The following is a 16,785-nucleotide window of genomic DNA, read 5'->3' as shown; positions in this document are numbered from 1 at the left end:
TTTAGTTTAGTTATCTGCTAGTTCAAAGCCTTCTGCTTCATCAGAGTGCATCATACGTTCTTTATCTTCAGCGCCATGCGTTAATCGCTTAAGAGGTTTTAGAATAAGGATAAATAATGACCCTATAATGACCGTGAATATTAAGATTCCTGAAAACACCGCATACTCACCATAATCTGAGGCAGATTCCCCAACAATTCCTGCCACTTTATTACCTAAACCAGTGGCTGCAAAATAAACACCCATCATTAAAGAAGCATATTTTACTGGGGCCAATTTAGTTATAAATGATAGCGCTACCGGTGAAATACAAAGTTCTCCAATGGTATGAAAGAAGTAAGCCAAAACGAGCCAAATCATGCTAGATGAACCTGATTTTTCGAATTCCATGGCGGCAAACACCATAAACAAAAAGCCAAAGCCCATGATGATGATACCCAATGCCATTTTAAATAATGACGACGCTTCTTTGCCTTTTAACTTTCGTTTTGCCCAAATACTAGCCACAAGTGTTGCAAACAGGATAATAAATCCAGCATTTAAACTTTGGAACATCACCGTTGGAATTTCCCAACCGAGCAACATTCTATTGGTTTTAGTATCGGTATATAAATTCATTAGTCCACCAGCCTGTTCGAAGGCGCCCCAAAAAATAATGACCATAATAAATGATAATAACAATACCATAAATCGATCTTTAAATACTTGAGAATCCAATTCTTTATAAATCATCATTAAAAGGGATGCGATAGCTGTTAAAAATAAAAACAATAAACCATAACCCCAATCCATATAATACCAACCAATAACAGTTCCTAACAATAATATGCCTGCATACAATAATTGCCTTGGGGAACTGAATAACTTGCTGTAAAGTTTGCCGTAAGACACTTCATTAGGGTCGTTTTTATCTGAAACAAAATTCCCAACCTGTGTTAAGTATTTCTGACCTAAAACGTAATTGATCAATCCTAAGACCATCACAATACCTGCAAGACCAAAACCGGCGTGCCAGCCCCATTTGGCAACTACGCCTCCTACAATCATAGTGGCTAATAAGGATCCTAGATTAATACCGATGTAAAAAATACTAAAGCCTTTATCACGTCTAATATCGCCTTGTTTGTATAAGCCACCAACCATTGTGGAAATGTTGGGCTTTAATAAGCCTACCCCTGTAATTACCAGACCTAAACCGGCATAAAATGCCCAAATATCGGTCAATACCAAGACACCATGACCAACACACAATATAATAGCACCGAGTAGAACAGCTTTTTTTTGACCAATCAATTTATCGGCAATCATACCCCCTGGAATGGACATGACGTAAACCAACATGGTATACCAGCCATAAAGCGCTAAAGCCTCTTTACTGGTCCAGCCCAATCCAGCACCCCTATCGTCATCACCCAATGTTGATGCTGTCATATAAAGCACCAATAAGGCGCGCATACCATAGTATGAGAAGCGCTCCCACATCTCGGTTAAAAATAAAATGTACAAGCCAATAGGTTGTCCAAAAAGTTCTCTTTGATGTGGTTTCAATGCCGTAGCTGCCATATAAATAATTGTTAGTTAGTTGTCTAGTGATTCTTTTATGTTTATGTCTTCCTTCTCGCCCTCTGGGGTATTATCAATCTTGTCGCCTAAATTTTCGTGAATGAAATTAGTCATTTTTTTATAAAGATGTAGTCTGGTGTTTCCACCGTAAATACCGTGATTGTCATCTGGATAAACGGCCCAATCAAATGGCTTATCAGCTTGAATTAATGCTTCAACTAAACGCATCGTATTTTGCAGGTGCACATTATCATCTGCTGATCCATGAACCAACAGAAAATCGCCTTTCAGTTTATCAACATGACTGAGCGGTGAATTCTCATCATAACCACTCGCGTTTTCCTGCGGAGTAGTCATATACCGTTCTGTGTAGATACTATCATAAAAGCGCCAGCTTGTTACAGGAGCCACGGCAATAGCCATTTTAAAGACATCATTACCTTTAAACAAGGCATTACTACTCATAAAACCTCCGTAACTCCAACCCCAAATTCCTATTCTGCTGGCATCAATATATGGTAATTCCCCTAAGGCTTTTGCAGCTTCAATTTGATCCTCAACTTCATATTTCCCTAATTCATTTTGAGTCACTTTTTTAAAATCAGCGCCTTTTAAGCCGGTACCACGTCCATCTACACAGGCAATAATATAGCCTTGTTGTGCCAAATGCTGATGCCAATAATCGTTAGCGCTATTCCATCTGTTTGCCACCTGTTGTGAGCCTGGACCTGAATATTGAAACATAAATAGTGGATATGCCTTAGATGCATCAAAATCTGCTGGCTTTATCATCCACATATTTAAATCATTTCCATTAATATGGATGGTACTAAATTCTTTTTTGGAAGTTTTATAATCTGAAAGTTTCTGCACTAAGACATCATTATCTTTAATGCTCTTAATTACATCTCCACTTTCAGCACTGTTCAATGTGTATTCTGGTGGTGTTGTGGCGCTAGAAAACGTATTAATAAAATAAGAGAAGTCTTTACTAAATGATGCCCCGTTGGTGCCTTCATTTTTTGTCAATCGCGTTTTATTTCTTCCGTTTAATTTAATCGCATACACGTCTCTGTTAATCGAACCGTTTTCAACAGATTGATAAAAGATTTTATTGGTCTTATCATCGTAACCGTAATAATTGGTGACTTCCCAATTTCCTTTTGTAACCTGATTGATTAACTCCCCCTTTTTGGAATAATGATAAATATGGTTAAAGCCATCTTTTTCACTGGTCCAAATAAAACTATTATCCTTTAAAAAGGTTAGATTATCAGTCACATCTACATAAGCTTTATCCGTTTCAGCTAATACTAATTTAGAGCTGTTTTCTTCGGCATTTATCATCCACAAATCAAGTTCGTTTTGATGTCTATTCATGTATTGCGCACTTAAAACCTCTGGATTATTTGTCCATTTGATTCTAGGAATATAGAAATCATTATAATCTTTATTTACCTTTACGGACTCCGTCTTGTTTGTTTTTAAATCGTAGATATGAAGGGACACCAAAGCATTTGGCTCACCTGCTTTTGGATATTTAAAGACTTGCTGCGTTTGATAAAGTCCTTCTCCATATACATCCATGGAGAATTCTGGCACTTCGGTTTCATCAAAACGGATAAATGCTATTTTGTCACCGTTACTATTCCATTCGAACGCACGAACTATCGAGAATTCTTCTTCGTAGACCCAATCGGCAATACCATTAATGATTTTGTTTTTTTCGCCATCAAATGTGATTTGAGTGGCTTCTCCAGATTTTAAATTTTTTATAAAAATATTATTATCTAAGCCGTAGGCTACTTTAGTAGCATCTGGGGAAAATGTAGGTTCCTGTATTTTTTCTTCGGCTATCGATGAAAGTAATTTGGTCTTGATATCATAAACATAATAGTTTCCTAATGAGGATCTTCTATAAATAGACGTTTCATTAGTTGCCAAGATAAGTTTGTCTTCGTTTTTACTAAAACTATAGTCTGAGAAATATTCAAGATTTTCAAGGTCTTTAGAATCCACCAAGGTTTTTACCTTATTCAAGGTTTTATAATCATAAATATCTATGGAAGTAGAACGTGCAGTTCTATCAAAATTTAAAACAGAATATTGCTGTCCGTTAGCCATGGAATGTAAAACATCCATACGCTCTGTTCTATAGGTGCCATTCCAAATATCATCTAGGGAAATTTCCTTGGTTTGTGCTGGTAATAAAGTCGTTAAGAAAAGGCAAACACAAGGTAATAATTTAGGGTATTTCATTTAAAAATGTTTAATTCACAAAATGTTGTCAAGTTTACTAAAAATTCTGCAAAAAACCTGTAATATTAACAGTTAAATGCCCGTATTAAAAAGCAAATTCAATATTCATAGGAAGAGTATTATCTTTGCATTGAAAATTACAATTTTATGGGTAAATCGATTTCAGGCTTTTCTAAACTTTCAAAATCAAAAAAGATAGATTGGATTGTGAACAGTTATTTTTCTAATGCTGAGGATGCCAAACGCATTTTAAAGCAATATTGGAATGACGATTTAAAGCTGCAACAACTCCATGATGAATTTATAGAAAATACAATTTCCAATTATTACTTACCACTTGGTGTGGCCCCTAATTTTTTAATTAATGATAGGCATTACACCATCCCGATGGCCATAGAGGAAAGTTCTGTAGTGGCTGCGGCCAGTAAAGCTGCAAAATTCTGGTTAGATAGAGGCGGATTTAAAACAAAAGTTATCTCTACCACCAAAATTGGGCAGGTGCATTTTATGTACTACGGCGATTTTGAAATACTAAATGCCTTTTTTCAAAATGTAAAATCAAAACTTATAAAAGATACGCAGGGCATTACTAAAAATATGGAAGCCCGTGGCGGCGGTATTATAGATATTGAACTCCGCAATAAAACACAAGATATTAAAGGCTATCACCAACTCCACGCATCGTTTGAAACTTTAGACGCCATGGGCGCCAACTTTATTAATTCATGCCTAGAGCAATTTGCAAAAACGTTTAAAGCCGAAGCCGAACATTATGATGGTTTTTCCTCACTGGACCATCCTATAGAGATTGTGATGAGTATCTTGTCCAATTATGTTCCTGATTGTTTGGTGCGTGCCGAAGTGAGCTGCCCCGTGGAAATACTGTCTGAAGACCCTTCTGTTTCGGGTATAGACTTTGCAGACACCTTCATTCAAGCGGTTCGTATTGCAGAGGTTGAACCCTATCGTGCCGTAACACATAATAAAGGCATCATGAATGGTATTGACGCAGTGGTTTTGGCCACAGGGAATGATTTTAGAGCCGTTGAAGCTGGTGTTCATGCCTATGCCTCAAAAGATGGACAATACCGTAGTTTAACACACGCTAAGGTTGAAAACGGAATTTTTACCTTTTGGATGGAGATTCCTTTAGCTCTAGGAACCGTTGGCGGACTTACCGGTTTACATCCTTTGGTTAAACTGTCTTTAGAATTACTACATAAACCAAACGCCAAAGAACTCATGCAAGTGGTTGCCGTTGCTGGATTAGCTCAAAATTTTGCTGCCTTACGATCATTGACCACAACAGGAATTCAGCAAGGTCATATGAAAATGCATTTAATGAATATATTAAACCAGTTTAAAGCCAATGATTCTGAAAAAATGGCCCTAACCACGCACTTTAAAAATCATACCGTCACGCATAGTGCTGTGGTGGAAGCGTTGCAGAATTTACGATTGACAATTGAGAAATAGGTCTTGACTATTGACTATTGACTATTGACTATTGACTATTGACTATTGACTATTGACTATTGACTATTGACTATTGACTATATAATAAAAATACATTATAAAGTACAGATTACATTTTTTAAACCTATAATTTTCTGATTTTTAAACATGAACATGGAAACCTTTAAAAGCAACGGGAAATTATTGATTACAGGTGAATATGTGGTTCTTGATGGTGCGCTATCCCTTGCCATACCAACTAAATATGGGCAATCCTTGGAAGTTGAAACGATAAACGAACCTAAACTAATTTGGAAGAGTTTAGATGAAAACAGCAATATTTGGTTTGAGGGTGCATTTGACTGGACTAATGCTAGGATGCTGAGTCGCGTTCAACATGACGACAGGTCTAAAAGATTGGTTCAAATTTTTAACGCTGCAAAATCACTCAATCCCAATTTTATTAAAAGTAATGGCGGATTTAAGGTCACCACACATTTAGAATTCCCAACCCATTGGGGCCTTGGCACATCCTCTACATTAATTAACAATATTGCGCAGTGGGCTCAAGTAGATGCTTATAAACTCTTAGAGATGACCTTTGGCGGTAGCGGTTATGATATTGCTTGTGCACAACACAACACACCAATCACCTATCAGTTGGATAAAAACACACCTATAATCAGCCCTGTTGATTTCAATCCAGATTTTAAAGCGCAGCTTTATTTCGTTTATTTAAATAAGAAACAGAATAGTCGAAAGGGTATTGCGATGTATCGAGAAAACAGTGCTAAACATAGTCAAGTTATTTCAGAAATTAGTAATATTACTTCCAATATGATTGGTTGTAAAACTCTGGCTGAATTTGAATTACTCATTATTGCTCATGAGCATATCATTTCTAGAATAACAAAGCAGATCCCTGTAAAGGAAATATTATTTAAGGACTTCCCTGGAAGTATTAAAAGCCTTGGTGCTTGGGGTGGCGATTTTGTTTTGGCAACTGCCATCCATAATCCTACGGACTATTTTTTGAATAAAGGCTATGAAACTGTCATTCCTTACACGACTATGATTAAATAAAAAGAGACTGTCTTAAAAGACCGTCATTGCGATCCCGAGTATTCGGGAGAAGCAATCTGTTGAATTTAAGTTATTGATTAACAGATTACTTCGAAATTAAAATTTCTCGTAATGACGAATAAAATTGCCTTTTCAGATAGCCTCTTTTTATTCAATATGATTTTTAAGCTTATTGCACTTGGGTTTTTGCTCTGTTATCCTCAATATCGGCCGCTTCTTTTAAAGCATTGTACAACTTGGTATTAACCACACTTGTTTTTTGTTGCTCTACCCTGTTGGCAGCAGCTTGATAATTATCTAACTCAACTGCTGGAGTTACCTTTGTGACTTGAATCATATAAACGCCGTTCGCACCATCAATTAATTTAGATGTTTCTCCTTCATTTAAACCAAAGGCAGCACCAATAACCATAGGCTCTCTTCCTGCGCCAGATAATGTTGGATTTTTCATGTTGATTGCAGAGGCTGTCTTTATCGATGTGTTTTCAGTGGCAGCTAAATCTTCTAACGTAGTAGCCGATACACGGTCTCTAATCATCTCCGCTTTCTTTTCTTTACGAATAGCTGGTAAAGCGCTTGCAGTAGCATCTTCAACAGACATTAAGCCTTCTTGGTGTTTTGCTACCAATTGCGCAATCACGTATCCGTTAGGAATATTGAAACGCTTGATGTCACCAACTTCTGCGCCATCCTCGAATGCCCAACGCACGATAGGTCTTTGATTGCCTACACCTGGTATATTTTCATCTAAAGCTTTGATACCATTTACAGGTCTTACTACATACTTACTCTCTTTTGCTACAGTTTCAAAATCTTTATCTGCCACACTAATTTCAAAATTAGAGGCATCTCTAAAAATTTTATCTACCGAGGCTTCAGATGGCTCTATTTTTCTAGCAATAGTTCCTACTTGAACGGCTTTCTTTTTATCTTTCTGACCTTCAATTTCGATGATATGGTATCCAAATATGGTTTTAACCACACCTAAATCGCCTGTTTTACCTTCAAATTCAAAATCATTGAATTCTGGTACCATCGAATTATATGGATGCCAGTCGTAGCGCCCTTCATTCTGAACACTACCTTGATCTGAAGAATAGGTTGTTACAAACTCTGGAAACTTAGAGCGATCTGCTTTTAAAACCGTTAACAAACTATCTGCAGTCGCTTTGGCTTGGGCATCTGTTTGTGTAATGTCCGGCGTAGCACTTCTTGCTCCAACAAAAGGAATTAAAATGTGTCTTACTTTAGCAGAATCAGGTATTTGCTTTACAGCGATAACCTTAGATACTTTAAAAAACCCATTGTCCTTATATGGTCCATAAACCTCACCAACATTTAGATTATAAATGCTGTCTGCAAAAGCAGTTGGCAAACCTGATTTAAACACAAAACGTACATCGAATTTTATGTCAGATTCCGCAATTGAATTGATATAATCTTCATTATTCTTGACTTTTGAAAAAGCTGCAATTGTATCCTTTCTTCCTGTCCCATCAACAAAACGTCCATTTACATAAGTGTTCATTTCAGCTTTCATGGCATCTTCATCTTCAACACTAGGCACTTCTTTAAACTCCACATATTTGATATCTCTAGAGGCTTCAACTTCATATTGCTTTTTATGGGCATTAATGTATTTTGAAATATCCGATTTTGCTACTTTAACCGTACTATCTGGAATAGAGGCGTAAGGAATTTGCACATATTTTATATCTACTTTATTCCCTTCTAGTTTATGTGCCCATTCTCCTTCGGCCAATGTCCCTGTTAAACCAGCTTTTACTAAATTGAAATAGTTTTGTTGTAGTGCGTTAGATGCTAATGACTTTTCATAATTCACCCAACCTTCATATCCTGCAGGAGATGTTTCTTTTAAGTTGGCTATATATTCGTTTAGTTTCCCTTCATCAAAAAGACCAGCTTCGTTTAAAAATTCTGGACTTGTTGCCAACGCTGTTTTAAGCAAATCTCTCATTTGGTCCTTTTCAACACTAATCCCCAATTCTTCAAATTGAGTCCCCATAACAGCTTCTCTAACTTCCTGCTCCCAAACCCTATTCATTACTTGCGAATTGGTAGCCGTTGGTCCTGCTTGTCTTTGAGCGGCTTCAACTTTTTGCAAAAAGTCTTCTCTGGTGATATCTTTACCATTTATGGTAGCAACTATATTTTGTGATTTTGCAGTAAGCGCATCACTGTTTTTAAATAAATCTGCTAATACAAAAGAAAATAACGCTAGGGCTATTATTAAGATTAAGAATAGTGAGCGTTGTCTAATTTTATTTAAAACTGCCATGTGTCATTTAAATTTTAAAAATCCCATCAGCGGAATTTTACTGGTTAATTAGATATTAATCAGAAAAATAAGCGTTTTATAGGCTGCTATTTGACCAAAATATCGTGCGCGAAAATACCATTTTCCTTTTAATAATAAAAGGAGAACGCAGCATAAATTATCTTAAATAATATTACCCTTACTCTTCTTGTAGTAATTTGAGTTCTACCATGTCTATTTTAGTGTTAGACACTTCTAAAATTGTAAATTGAAACGCATCCATTTTTACAATTTCATTCTTAGCTGGAATCTCTTCTGTATGGTTTACTATTAAACCTCCAAGTGTTTCGTAGTTTTCACTTTCAGGCAAATTTAATTTATATACTTCGTTTAAATAGTCGACTTCAATGCGCGCTGAAAATTTGAAATGATCATCATCAAATTGCTCCTCTATTAATACAACGGTGTCATGTTCATCTTCAATTTCACCAAATAATTCCTCAACAATATCTTCCACCGTCATAATACCCGAAGTGCCACCGTATTCATCTAAGACAACCGCAATACTCTTATGCTTTTTTATAAGCACATTAAGCACATCTTTTATAAGTACCGTTTCTGGCACGAATTCTACAGGCAACAACATCGCCTTTATGTTTTTTGGCTTTTTAAATAATTCGAAAGAATGTACGTAGCCTAAAATATCATCAATAGTATCTTTATAGACCAAGATTTTAGTGCAACCCGATTCTGTGAATAGCGCATTGAGCGATTTAATAGAGGCTTTAATTTCCACAGCTATTATTTCGGTTCTGGGCACCATGACCTCCCGCGCTTTAACTTCGGAAAATTCCAAGGCATTTTGAAAAATCTGTATTTCAGTATCTACTTCTTCATTCGCTTCAACCGACTCCATTTGCTCACTAATGTAGTTGCCTAATTCCAATTTGGTAAATGCCAATTGAATTTGATCGCCTTCCGTTTTAAAAAATGTTCGCAACACAAAATCTGAAATCCAGATGACAAAATCTGAGATAAATGTAAAAAGCACATAAAAAATATACGCTGGAATAGCGAGCAATTTCATTAATGAGTTTGAATATATCTGAAAAAACACTTTTGGCAAAAATTCCGCAGTTATTAATATAACGAGAGTAGAAATTACGGTTTGGGTCAATAAGCTTAAATCATTAAATAAATAATTCAATAGCGTTGATGACGTTGGCAACATAGATGCAAACCAATTAACCAATACATCACCCATAAAAAACCCATAGAGCACCAAGGCAATATTGTTTCCAATAAGCATCGTGGTAATGAATTTTGATGGTCTTGCAGTGAGTTTACTTAATACTTTAGCCAGTATGCCGTCTTGCTTTTTTTCAATTTCAATGTGTATTTTATTGGACGACACATAAGCGATCTCCATGCCTGAAAAAAAAGCAGAAAGTAGTAATGAAGTAATTATTATAATAACATAAATGCTCATTTAATTTGAGTTGTCTTTATTTTTATATTTATTTCTAAACTTTCGTCTAAAGAAGAACATAAAAACAGCTAAAGCTGCCAATAAAAAAGAAGGGTATGCTATGGTGCCTTCATTTAAATATTTTGCAATACCGTCATATAGAAATAAAATAGCAAATGCTAAATAGGCGTAAACAAAAATGTTAGAGTATTTCATAAAAGAAACTTAAGTTTGACGCAAAGATAATTAAAAAATTTCTTGAAACCGACTATACCCGAGGCAAGACATAGGGGTGTTCTCACTGGTTTCATTTTGGCTTGGAGCCAAAAATCGAAATTTTGTATTTTGCCTCACATAATTATTTTCTTTGTTCTTTTGCCTTGATGCTAAAGAACCAAAAAATCAAAACGATTTATAGGGAAATTGCTGCGCACCATTCGCCAATACATGATCAATTTTAGTTTTTAAAGACGTTTACGTATTCAATCCTAAATTGAACTGTTCTTACTTTGCCCTTAGCTCATTATTTCTGAAAATCGCTGATTCCGACCACTGTCGGAACTCCAAGTAGTAGGAATGCTTCGGGTTTTAATTAAAAAAAAATAAAAAATTATATCCTTTCTGAAATGATAAATGTATTATACGATGATTATCAATTAGTTAAAACCACGTCTTGATTCCCTGCCTGCCGGCAGGCAGGTATGTTCTAGCAGCGCAGCGGTCTTAATTCTTTTATCGGACAATAATGATTCTATAACAAATTATGGGTTGGCTTCTTTAACATCCGCTTCTTCTCCTTTTTTAAGAATTGGCTTTATTCATCAACAGTAATTGTACCATTGACTTCTAAAACCTCTGCATTGGTGAAATTGGAATTGGAATCGAATCCATTTCCGTATATTAAGTCAAGCCCTCTTTTAAAACTTACAGGTTTGTTGGTAAATAACCACTCTTTATTTCGATCGTAATAGAGTTGTTCGGCAAATAGGGTGTCATTGTCTTTAGTTGAAATTTTTACATGCCCTTTCATATCGATCAAATTCGTTTTATTGTACACGATGGCATAATCTGCCACAATAACACTTTTCTCATTGTTTTCATCAAACAAATCCAGTGTTACGCCATTTACAAATTCATTAAAAGGAAAATCCCTATTAGAATAATCGAGCATTTTAGTACTTAATAAAACGGCCTTTACCCTACCGGAATCTGTATATTTTAAATTTATATTTTCCGCAACGCCAATAGGTTCGTTTTCTGAAATACCTAGTTTTTGAACATCTCTAAAATTGTCTTTACATGAAAAAAACATAGTCACAGTAATTACTGTGACTATGTTTAGTATATAATATGTAATCTTATGTTTCATTTAGATTTTTGGAACCGTAACCGAAGCTCCTATCCAGCAACCAATACTTATACTTTGTCCAGAATTACCTGCACTAAAAATATCCGCTTTACTTGGGGCTTTCGCCATGTAGTTCGCTACCGTTTGTGATGCTGCCCCACTTAATGTTGGATCTACACGAGCAGCCTTTCTTGCCTCATCTGCAGCTAACCAAAATACCGCACGTTTATTAAAGTTTGTGTCTCCACAGCTGTTTGCACTTGAAGCATACATGCCTGCAATTGATAAATATGGACGACCATTTGAAGGGTTCAAGGCTAAAGCTTGTCTAAAATAACTTCTAGCTTTTCCATAGTTGCCTTTTGCTTTCAGCTTTAAACCAACTCTATTGTAGAGTTTGGATTTTTTAAACTTATCAGTTTGTAAACTAATAGCTTGCTCATAAAACTTAATGGCTTCGTTAGATTTACCTTCCTTGTCTTTAAGTATCCCTAAATAGTAAGCTGAATTCGCCGACGGACTGATTTCGTGATATGCATTTACTAATTTAAAGAATAATGGATCATCTGTACATTCCTTTTCAGACATTTTGCCAGCTGCTCTTTGTAACCAAAGGGCATTAGTTTTATTCGCTTCAAAATCTTTAGTGTAAAGCGGAATTAAGTTTTCACAGTTTGCGCGTTCACCTAATTTGCTGTCGATACTTCCAGAAATCTGATCGTAAGCTTTTAAATAACTTTCGTAGTAGTTTTTATATTTGCCATCCTTTTTTGTTAACTCCGTTCCAGCTTCTTCTTTTTCAATAAGCTTATTTAAGTTTTCAGAGTAGTTTCTCACCTCGTCTTCAACTTTTTCAAAAACGTCATCATATTTATTAAATAAATCTTTTGCAGGTTTTTTACCGGCATCATATAAATCTACCATTAAAGAGAAATAGGTATATAAACTCTTAGGGTTTGTAAAAGTCGCCTTGTCCAATTTGTAAGCGGCATCAAAACATTCATATAACTCTTCATCTGTTTTATTTAAAGCCTCTCTATGATCGTACATTAACTGACATGCTTTGGCGGCATATTCGCCCTTATCTGTTTTACTCGCAAAATTAGCCTCTCTTTCCTTCCAAAGTTTTAATAAGTCGTTTATATAATTAACTTTTTCAGCGCCAGTTGCCTTCTCAATTTTATCATCTAAAATTTTCTCACCATCTACATAGATAGCGGTATTAAATTTAGGACACGCTTCTCTTACATCCATCCAAGGTTGATAAGCTGCGTCGTAGTTTTTTGCCTTAACGTATTCATGAAAAATAGATAGCTTGGTCATGCATTCTTCATTCTGTTGTGCAAAAGCTGCACCTATGCCTATAAATAATAATGCTAGTACTAATGTAATTTTCGTTTTCATAATTTTAAATGTTATGCTGTTAGTCATATTTCCTTTTTTGGAACCATTTATCGTTCAAAGATAAACTTAATTGGAAATTAATAAAATTCTCTTCTATCAAATTGCTGTTTGTCGTTCCGCGTTTTCCTATTTCAAAACCTAAATTAGCATTAGAGAAAAAGGTTCCAACTGGTAATCCTAATCCAAAAGATATGCCAAACTCGTTTATCGACTCATTTTTTATATTTAAACCTGTTTTTTCGTAGTGTAAACCGGCTCTATATACAACCCGTTTTAAATAACCCCTAAATGCATCGTACTGCGGGATGTAAAAACCACCTAGTGAGAATGAGGATGCATTTTCGTATTTATTTATTGGATTTCCATCTTCATCACTAAAGACATATAGAGGATTTGAGAAATTACTAGTTCTTTGAGAAGCATATTCGACACCAACAAACCACTTTCTAGGTTTACCAATTCCTGCTCCTATAGAAAATTTAGACGGTAAAATTAAATCCGTCTCTTTTAAATCCAATGCATCAAGATCAACTTCAACAGTATTACTTACAAATTCTTGCCCTGTGGAAGAACTGATTGTGATAGTTGAAAAAGAACGTTCATTTTCAGAACTTAAATTACTCTCAGGTGTATACGTCAAACCTGAAACCAATTCTAAATTTTCATTTAACATGGTTTTATAGGAAAGGCCTAAGTTAATATTTAAACCACTTAAGTCGGATCTATTATTTTCACGAGATTGGAATTGAAGTGGGTTTCCATCATTATCAAAATTATATTCGATAGTGCTATTTTGAATATTACCAAAGTTATAATTAACGTCTATACCAACGCTAAACTTTTCAGAAATTTGATATCCCAATCCGAAAAAAGCTTTATTAACACCACCTTCGCCCCTAAATCTGTTTTCAATGGCATCATCCTCATTAAGAGATTCCAGTTTATAACCTACGGACGTGTAAGGTAATAAACCGAACCCAAAACCAAATTTTCCAACAGGAACAGATAATGCTAAATAATCAAACGTGGTAGATGATGCATCATCACTACCAGTAGTGCTTTTTAACGTTATACTAGAATACGAACCACCAACTGCGAACTTCACTGGTCTGGTTTCACCATTAAAAGCGGCTAAATTATTTCCAGCATAAGAGGCAGGGTTACGTAAATTCACATGAATACTATCCGTATAGATACTTAAACCTCCCATACTTCTATTTTCCACGGTACCTTTAAATTTTAGACTTCCTATCCCGTAAAAGGAATACGGAGAGGCTGTACTTTCCTGTGCGTAAGACTGGATTGTGAAAAGCACTATAAAAACTAATACAAGTTTTTTTATCATTAGTTTGAATTAAATTGTAAAATAAAGTTTAGACCTTCTAAAAGAAAATTAGAGTTGGCAAATATGCTACTTTTTAATTGTTTAGACAAGAAATTAGCATCCCCTCCTGTTAAAATAACTGTTAAATCTGAATATTTTTGATGATATGCTTCTTTAACGCCCTCAATTTCCTTTAAAACACCATACACGACACCGGAATGTATGGATTGATTTGTTGAATTCCCGATAATATCATGCGGTACAGCTGCTTCTAATAACGGTAAGTTCGCCGTTAAATTATGTAACGATTCATAGCGCATTTTTATCCCCGGACTTATGGCGCCACCCAGATAATCGGCATTTATTGTAATAAAATCGTAAGTAATGCATGTACCAGCATCAATGACGAGCACATGTTTATTTGGATATTGATGCACTGCTGCAGCAACCAATGCCAATCTATCGTTTCCTAAGGTTGTTGGGGTTGAGTAGCCATTTTTAAATGGCAATTTTGTGTTGCTATTTAGTACAAGTACTTTAAAATGGAATGCAATAAAATCATAATCAGTGTCTCCCAATCTACCTACCGATGAAATAATAGCGTTAGTAATAGCGGGAAACTTGGTATTGAGAGCATCTACCCTATCACGAATATCGTCTATTAGAACAGTGTCCTTATACACTAAGTCGGATTCCTTAAAAACGGCCAGTTTTACAAAGGTATTTCCAACATCAATTATTAAATTCATATTTTTCTTAAAAGTGTAAATTTAAAAAGGAATAATTATAATTTTGTTAAACTCTTTATAATAAATGCTTGATATTTAGTTATATCTGTATTATTGAAACACAAAGGCTTCATTCATGCTTTTTTTTAGCATTTTCCTTTGGCAAATAATAAAATTGAATATATATTTGCATCCGCTTTGGCGAGGTACCTTAGCTCAGTTGGTAGAGCAATGGACTGAAAATCCATGTGTCCCTGGTTCGATTCCTGGAGGTACCACTTTAAAAACTCATAACAATCTAATTATTAGAAAGTTGTGAGTTTTTTGTTTATGTGTAAGTCAAAATAAAACATAATCGGAACATTGCAGTCGAGTACACATACTTCCATACATAGATTATGGAATGGAAACAGGTGTCCAATAAAAACAAAAAACGCTAGCACTACATCACTCTTAGTTACTGAAGTCTTAAAACGATCATCAAAAAGACATTACAGTTAAAGATCCCAACAATAGCTAACTTTCAAAACTTTTTAATAATGAGTAATATAAACTTAAAGTATTTTGCAAGACCACTAGTCCTCTTTAAACCGTTTTACCAAGCCCTCGACAGTAAGTCCTTGTACCAATATGGAAAACACCACCACCACATAGGTAATGACCAAAAACAAATCACGCTGCATGGCGTCGGTCAAACCCAAAGCCAAAGCAATGGAAATTCCGCCTCGTAAACCTCCCCAAGTCATGATTAAGTTTGTTTTGGGTACAAAATCCAATTTCTTTTTAAAGATATTTATTGGTAATAATAAAGACAGATATCGACAAATTAAAATTATAGGAATGGCAATAAGCCCCGCAATAATATAATCCATTTTAAAGGTGAGTACCAACATCTCCATACCTATCAAAACAAATAATATGGTATTGAGGAGAATATCTATAAGCTCCCAAAATTTATCAACATAGGTCTCTGTAATCTCACTCATAGATGCATTTCTAACGGTATCATTTCCGACTATCAAACCAGCGGTAACCATAGCCAAGGGCGCAGACAAATGCCAATGGTGCGCCAATAAGGTGCCGCCCATAACTGCTGCCAACGTTATAATAACTTCAATATCATAATCATTAATAGACTTCATTAATCTATAGGTTATCCAACCCAAAATCCCTCCAAGTAAAATACCGCCTATCACCTCTTGACCAAATAATTTAAACACATCAAAAGTCTCAACTTCACCCGTTCCCAAAAGCGCTATTTGAAAAATGGTCAAAAAAACCACCACACCAACACCATCGTTAAATAAGGATTCGCCAACAATTTTAGCTTCCAGTTTTTTTGGAACACCCGCTTTCTTTAAAATCCCCAAAACAGCAATAGGATCAGTGGGAGATATTAATGCCCCAAACAACAAGCAATAAATAAAATCGACTTGTAGGCCTAAAAGCTGTAATAAAAAATAAACACTCACCCCAACTAAAAAAGTAGACACTAATACTCCAAAAGTAGAAAACACCAACACGGGCCATCGCTGTACCTTTAATTGCTGAAAATTGGTATGCAAAGCCCCTGCAAAAAGTAAAAAGCTTAGCATGATGTCCAATAATACCGCTTTAAAATCTATTTGAGTGATAATATAGCGCTCGGCATCCAATAGGGTCGAGTCAAAATAGCTAATCACAAATATCACTAAAGTAAAAACTATAGTAATAAACATTAAACCAATAGTATTTGGCAGTTTTAAAAAGCGTACATTAATATATCCGAAAGCAGCAGCCAATAAGACAAGAATGGTAATGATATTAAAGTAATCCATAAAAATGTTTCAAATTATACACAAAAGTAGACTTCTTTTGTTAAGTAATTATATTCTC

General features: G+C 35.3%; 12 protein-coding genes and 1 tRNA gene. 3 read left to right on the top strand and 10 right to left on the bottom strand.

From position 1 onward, the window contains the following. Positions 1-6 precede the first annotated feature (6 nt). Together FAF07_RS11150 and FAF07_RS11145 are read right to left on the bottom strand one after the other, a co-directional pair. Positions 7-1,563 (bottom strand): peptide MFS transporter, encoded by a 1,557-nt coding sequence (locus tag FAF07_RS11150; RefSeq protein WP_142785185.1) that lies wholly within the window; start codon positions 1,561-1,563, stop codon positions 7-9. Positions 1,564-1,578: 15 nt separating this feature from the next. Beyond that, positions 1,579-3,822 carry a S9 family peptidase gene (locus FAF07_RS11145; protein WP_142785184.1) on the bottom strand — a complete coding sequence of 748 codons (2,244 nt, stop codon included), beginning with the start codon at positions 3,820-3,822 and terminating at the stop codon, positions 1,579-1,581. A gap of 147 nt (positions 3,823-3,969) precedes the next feature. Between FAF07_RS11145 and FAF07_RS11140 the strand changes: the two genes are divergently transcribed. Further along, positions 3,970-5,298, top strand: coding sequence for a hydroxymethylglutaryl-CoA reductase, degradative (locus FAF07_RS11140; RefSeq protein WP_142785183.1), 1,329 nt, complete (start codon positions 3,970-3,972; stop codon positions 5,296-5,298). Between the two features lie 153 nt (positions 5,299-5,451). Next, positions 5,452-6,360 carry a GYDIA family GHMP kinase gene (locus FAF07_RS11135; protein WP_142785182.1) on the top strand — a complete coding sequence of 303 codons (909 nt, stop codon included), beginning with the start codon at positions 5,452-5,454 and terminating at the stop codon, positions 6,358-6,360. Between the two features lie 169 nt (positions 6,361-6,529). On the opposite strand, the gene FAF07_RS11130 is transcribed toward FAF07_RS11135, so the two are convergent. From FAF07_RS11130 to FAF07_RS11100, 7 genes are all read right to left on the bottom strand, one after another. Further along, on the bottom strand, positions 6,530-8,659 hold the full coding sequence (locus FAF07_RS11130; RefSeq protein WP_142785181.1) for a SurA N-terminal domain-containing protein: 2,130 nt from the start codon (positions 8,657-8,659) through the stop codon (positions 6,530-6,532). A 178-nt stretch (positions 8,660-8,837) separates the two neighbouring features. Next, on the bottom strand, positions 8,838-10,127 hold the full coding sequence (locus tag FAF07_RS11125) for a hemolysin family protein (RefSeq protein ID WP_142785180.1): 1,290 nt from the start codon (positions 10,125-10,127) through the stop codon (positions 8,838-8,840). Further along, the gene (locus tag FAF07_RS11120; protein ID WP_142785179.1) at positions 10,128-10,322 is read right to left on the bottom strand and encodes a hypothetical protein; all 195 of its coding nucleotides are present in this window, start codon (positions 10,320-10,322) and stop codon (positions 10,128-10,130) included. Between the two features lie 598 nt (positions 10,323-10,920). Next, positions 10,921-11,475, bottom strand: coding sequence for an LPS export ABC transporter periplasmic protein LptC (lptC, locus tag FAF07_RS11115; RefSeq protein ID WP_142785178.1), 555 nt, complete (start codon positions 11,473-11,475; stop codon positions 10,921-10,923). After that, positions 11,476-12,858, bottom strand: a complete 1,383-nt coding sequence (locus FAF07_RS11110) for a tetratricopeptide repeat protein (RefSeq protein WP_142785177.1) — start codon at positions 12,856-12,858, stop codon at positions 11,476-11,478. A 19-nt stretch (positions 12,859-12,877) separates the two neighbouring features. Next, the gene (locus FAF07_RS11105; RefSeq protein WP_142785176.1) at positions 12,878-14,203 is read right to left on the bottom strand and encodes an outer membrane protein transport protein; all 1,326 of its coding nucleotides are present in this window, start codon (positions 14,201-14,203) and stop codon (positions 12,878-12,880) included. Continuing rightward, complete coding sequence (locus FAF07_RS11100) at positions 14,203-14,931, bottom strand: type III pantothenate kinase (protein ID WP_142785175.1); 729 nt, start codon at positions 14,929-14,931, stop codon at positions 14,203-14,205. Before FAF07_RS11100 ends, FAF07_RS11105 begins: the two co-directional genes overlap by 1 nt. A gap of 184 nt (positions 14,932-15,115) precedes the next feature. Between FAF07_RS11100 and FAF07_RS11095 the strand changes: the two genes are divergently transcribed. Next, positions 15,116-15,188, top strand: a tRNA-Phe gene (locus FAF07_RS11095). Between the two features lie 297 nt (positions 15,189-15,485). On the opposite strand, the gene FAF07_RS11090 is transcribed toward FAF07_RS11095, so the two are convergent. Continuing rightward, positions 15,486-16,727 (bottom strand): cation:proton antiporter, encoded by a 1,242-nt coding sequence (locus tag FAF07_RS11090; protein ID WP_142785174.1) that lies wholly within the window; start codon positions 16,725-16,727, stop codon positions 15,486-15,488. Between the last annotated feature and the right edge of the window lie 58 nt (positions 16,728-16,785).

Origin of the sequence: Changchengzhania lutea (assembly GCF_006974145.1) — a bacterium.
GTDB lineage: Bacteria > Bacteroidota > Bacteroidia > Flavobacteriales > Flavobacteriaceae > Changchengzhania > Changchengzhania lutea.
Note: the sequence above shows the minus strand (reverse complement) of the source record. Positions and strands in the feature narration are given on the sequence as shown.

Excerpts from the sequence above, each read along its gene's own strand:
- FAF07_RS11140 (WP_142785183.1), top strand. The coding sequence starts at position 3,970 with ATGGGTAAATCGATTTCAGGCTTTTCTAAACTTTCAAAATCAAAAAAG.
- FAF07_RS11130 (WP_142785181.1), bottom strand. The coding sequence starts at position 8,659 with ATGGCAGTTTTAAATAAAATTAGACAACGCTCACTATTCTTAATCTTA.
- FAF07_RS11135 (WP_142785182.1), top strand. The coding sequence starts at position 5,452 with ATGGAAACCTTTAAAAGCAACGGGAAATTATTGATTACAGGTGAATAT.
- FAF07_RS11110 (WP_142785177.1), bottom strand. The coding sequence starts at position 12,858 with ATGAAAACGAAAATTACATTAGTACTAGCATTATTATTTATAGGCATA.
- lptC (WP_142785178.1), bottom strand. The coding sequence starts at position 11,475 with ATGAAACATAAGATTACATATTATATACTAAACATAGTCACAGTAATT.
- FAF07_RS11105 (WP_142785176.1), bottom strand. The coding sequence starts at position 14,203 with ATGATAAAAAAACTTGTATTAGTTTTTATAGTGCTTTTCACAATCCAG.
- FAF07_RS11125 (WP_142785180.1), bottom strand. The coding sequence starts at position 10,127 with ATGAGCATTTATGTTATTATAATAATTACTTCATTACTACTTTCTGCT.
- FAF07_RS11120 (WP_142785179.1), bottom strand. The coding sequence starts at position 10,322 with ATGAAATACTCTAACATTTTTGTTTACGCCTATTTAGCATTTGCTATT.
- FAF07_RS11150 (WP_142785185.1), bottom strand. The coding sequence starts at position 1,563 with ATGGCAGCTACGGCATTGAAACCACATCAAAGAGAACTTTTTGGACAA.
- FAF07_RS11145 (WP_142785184.1), bottom strand. The coding sequence starts at position 3,822 with ATGAAATACCCTAAATTATTACCTTGTGTTTGCCTTTTCTTAACGACT.
- FAF07_RS11090 (WP_142785174.1), bottom strand. The coding sequence starts at position 16,727 with ATGGATTACTTTAATATCATTACCATTCTTGTCTTATTGGCTGCTGCT.
- FAF07_RS11100 (WP_142785175.1), bottom strand. The coding sequence starts at position 14,931 with ATGAATTTAATAATTGATGTTGGAAATACCTTTGTAAAACTGGCCGTT.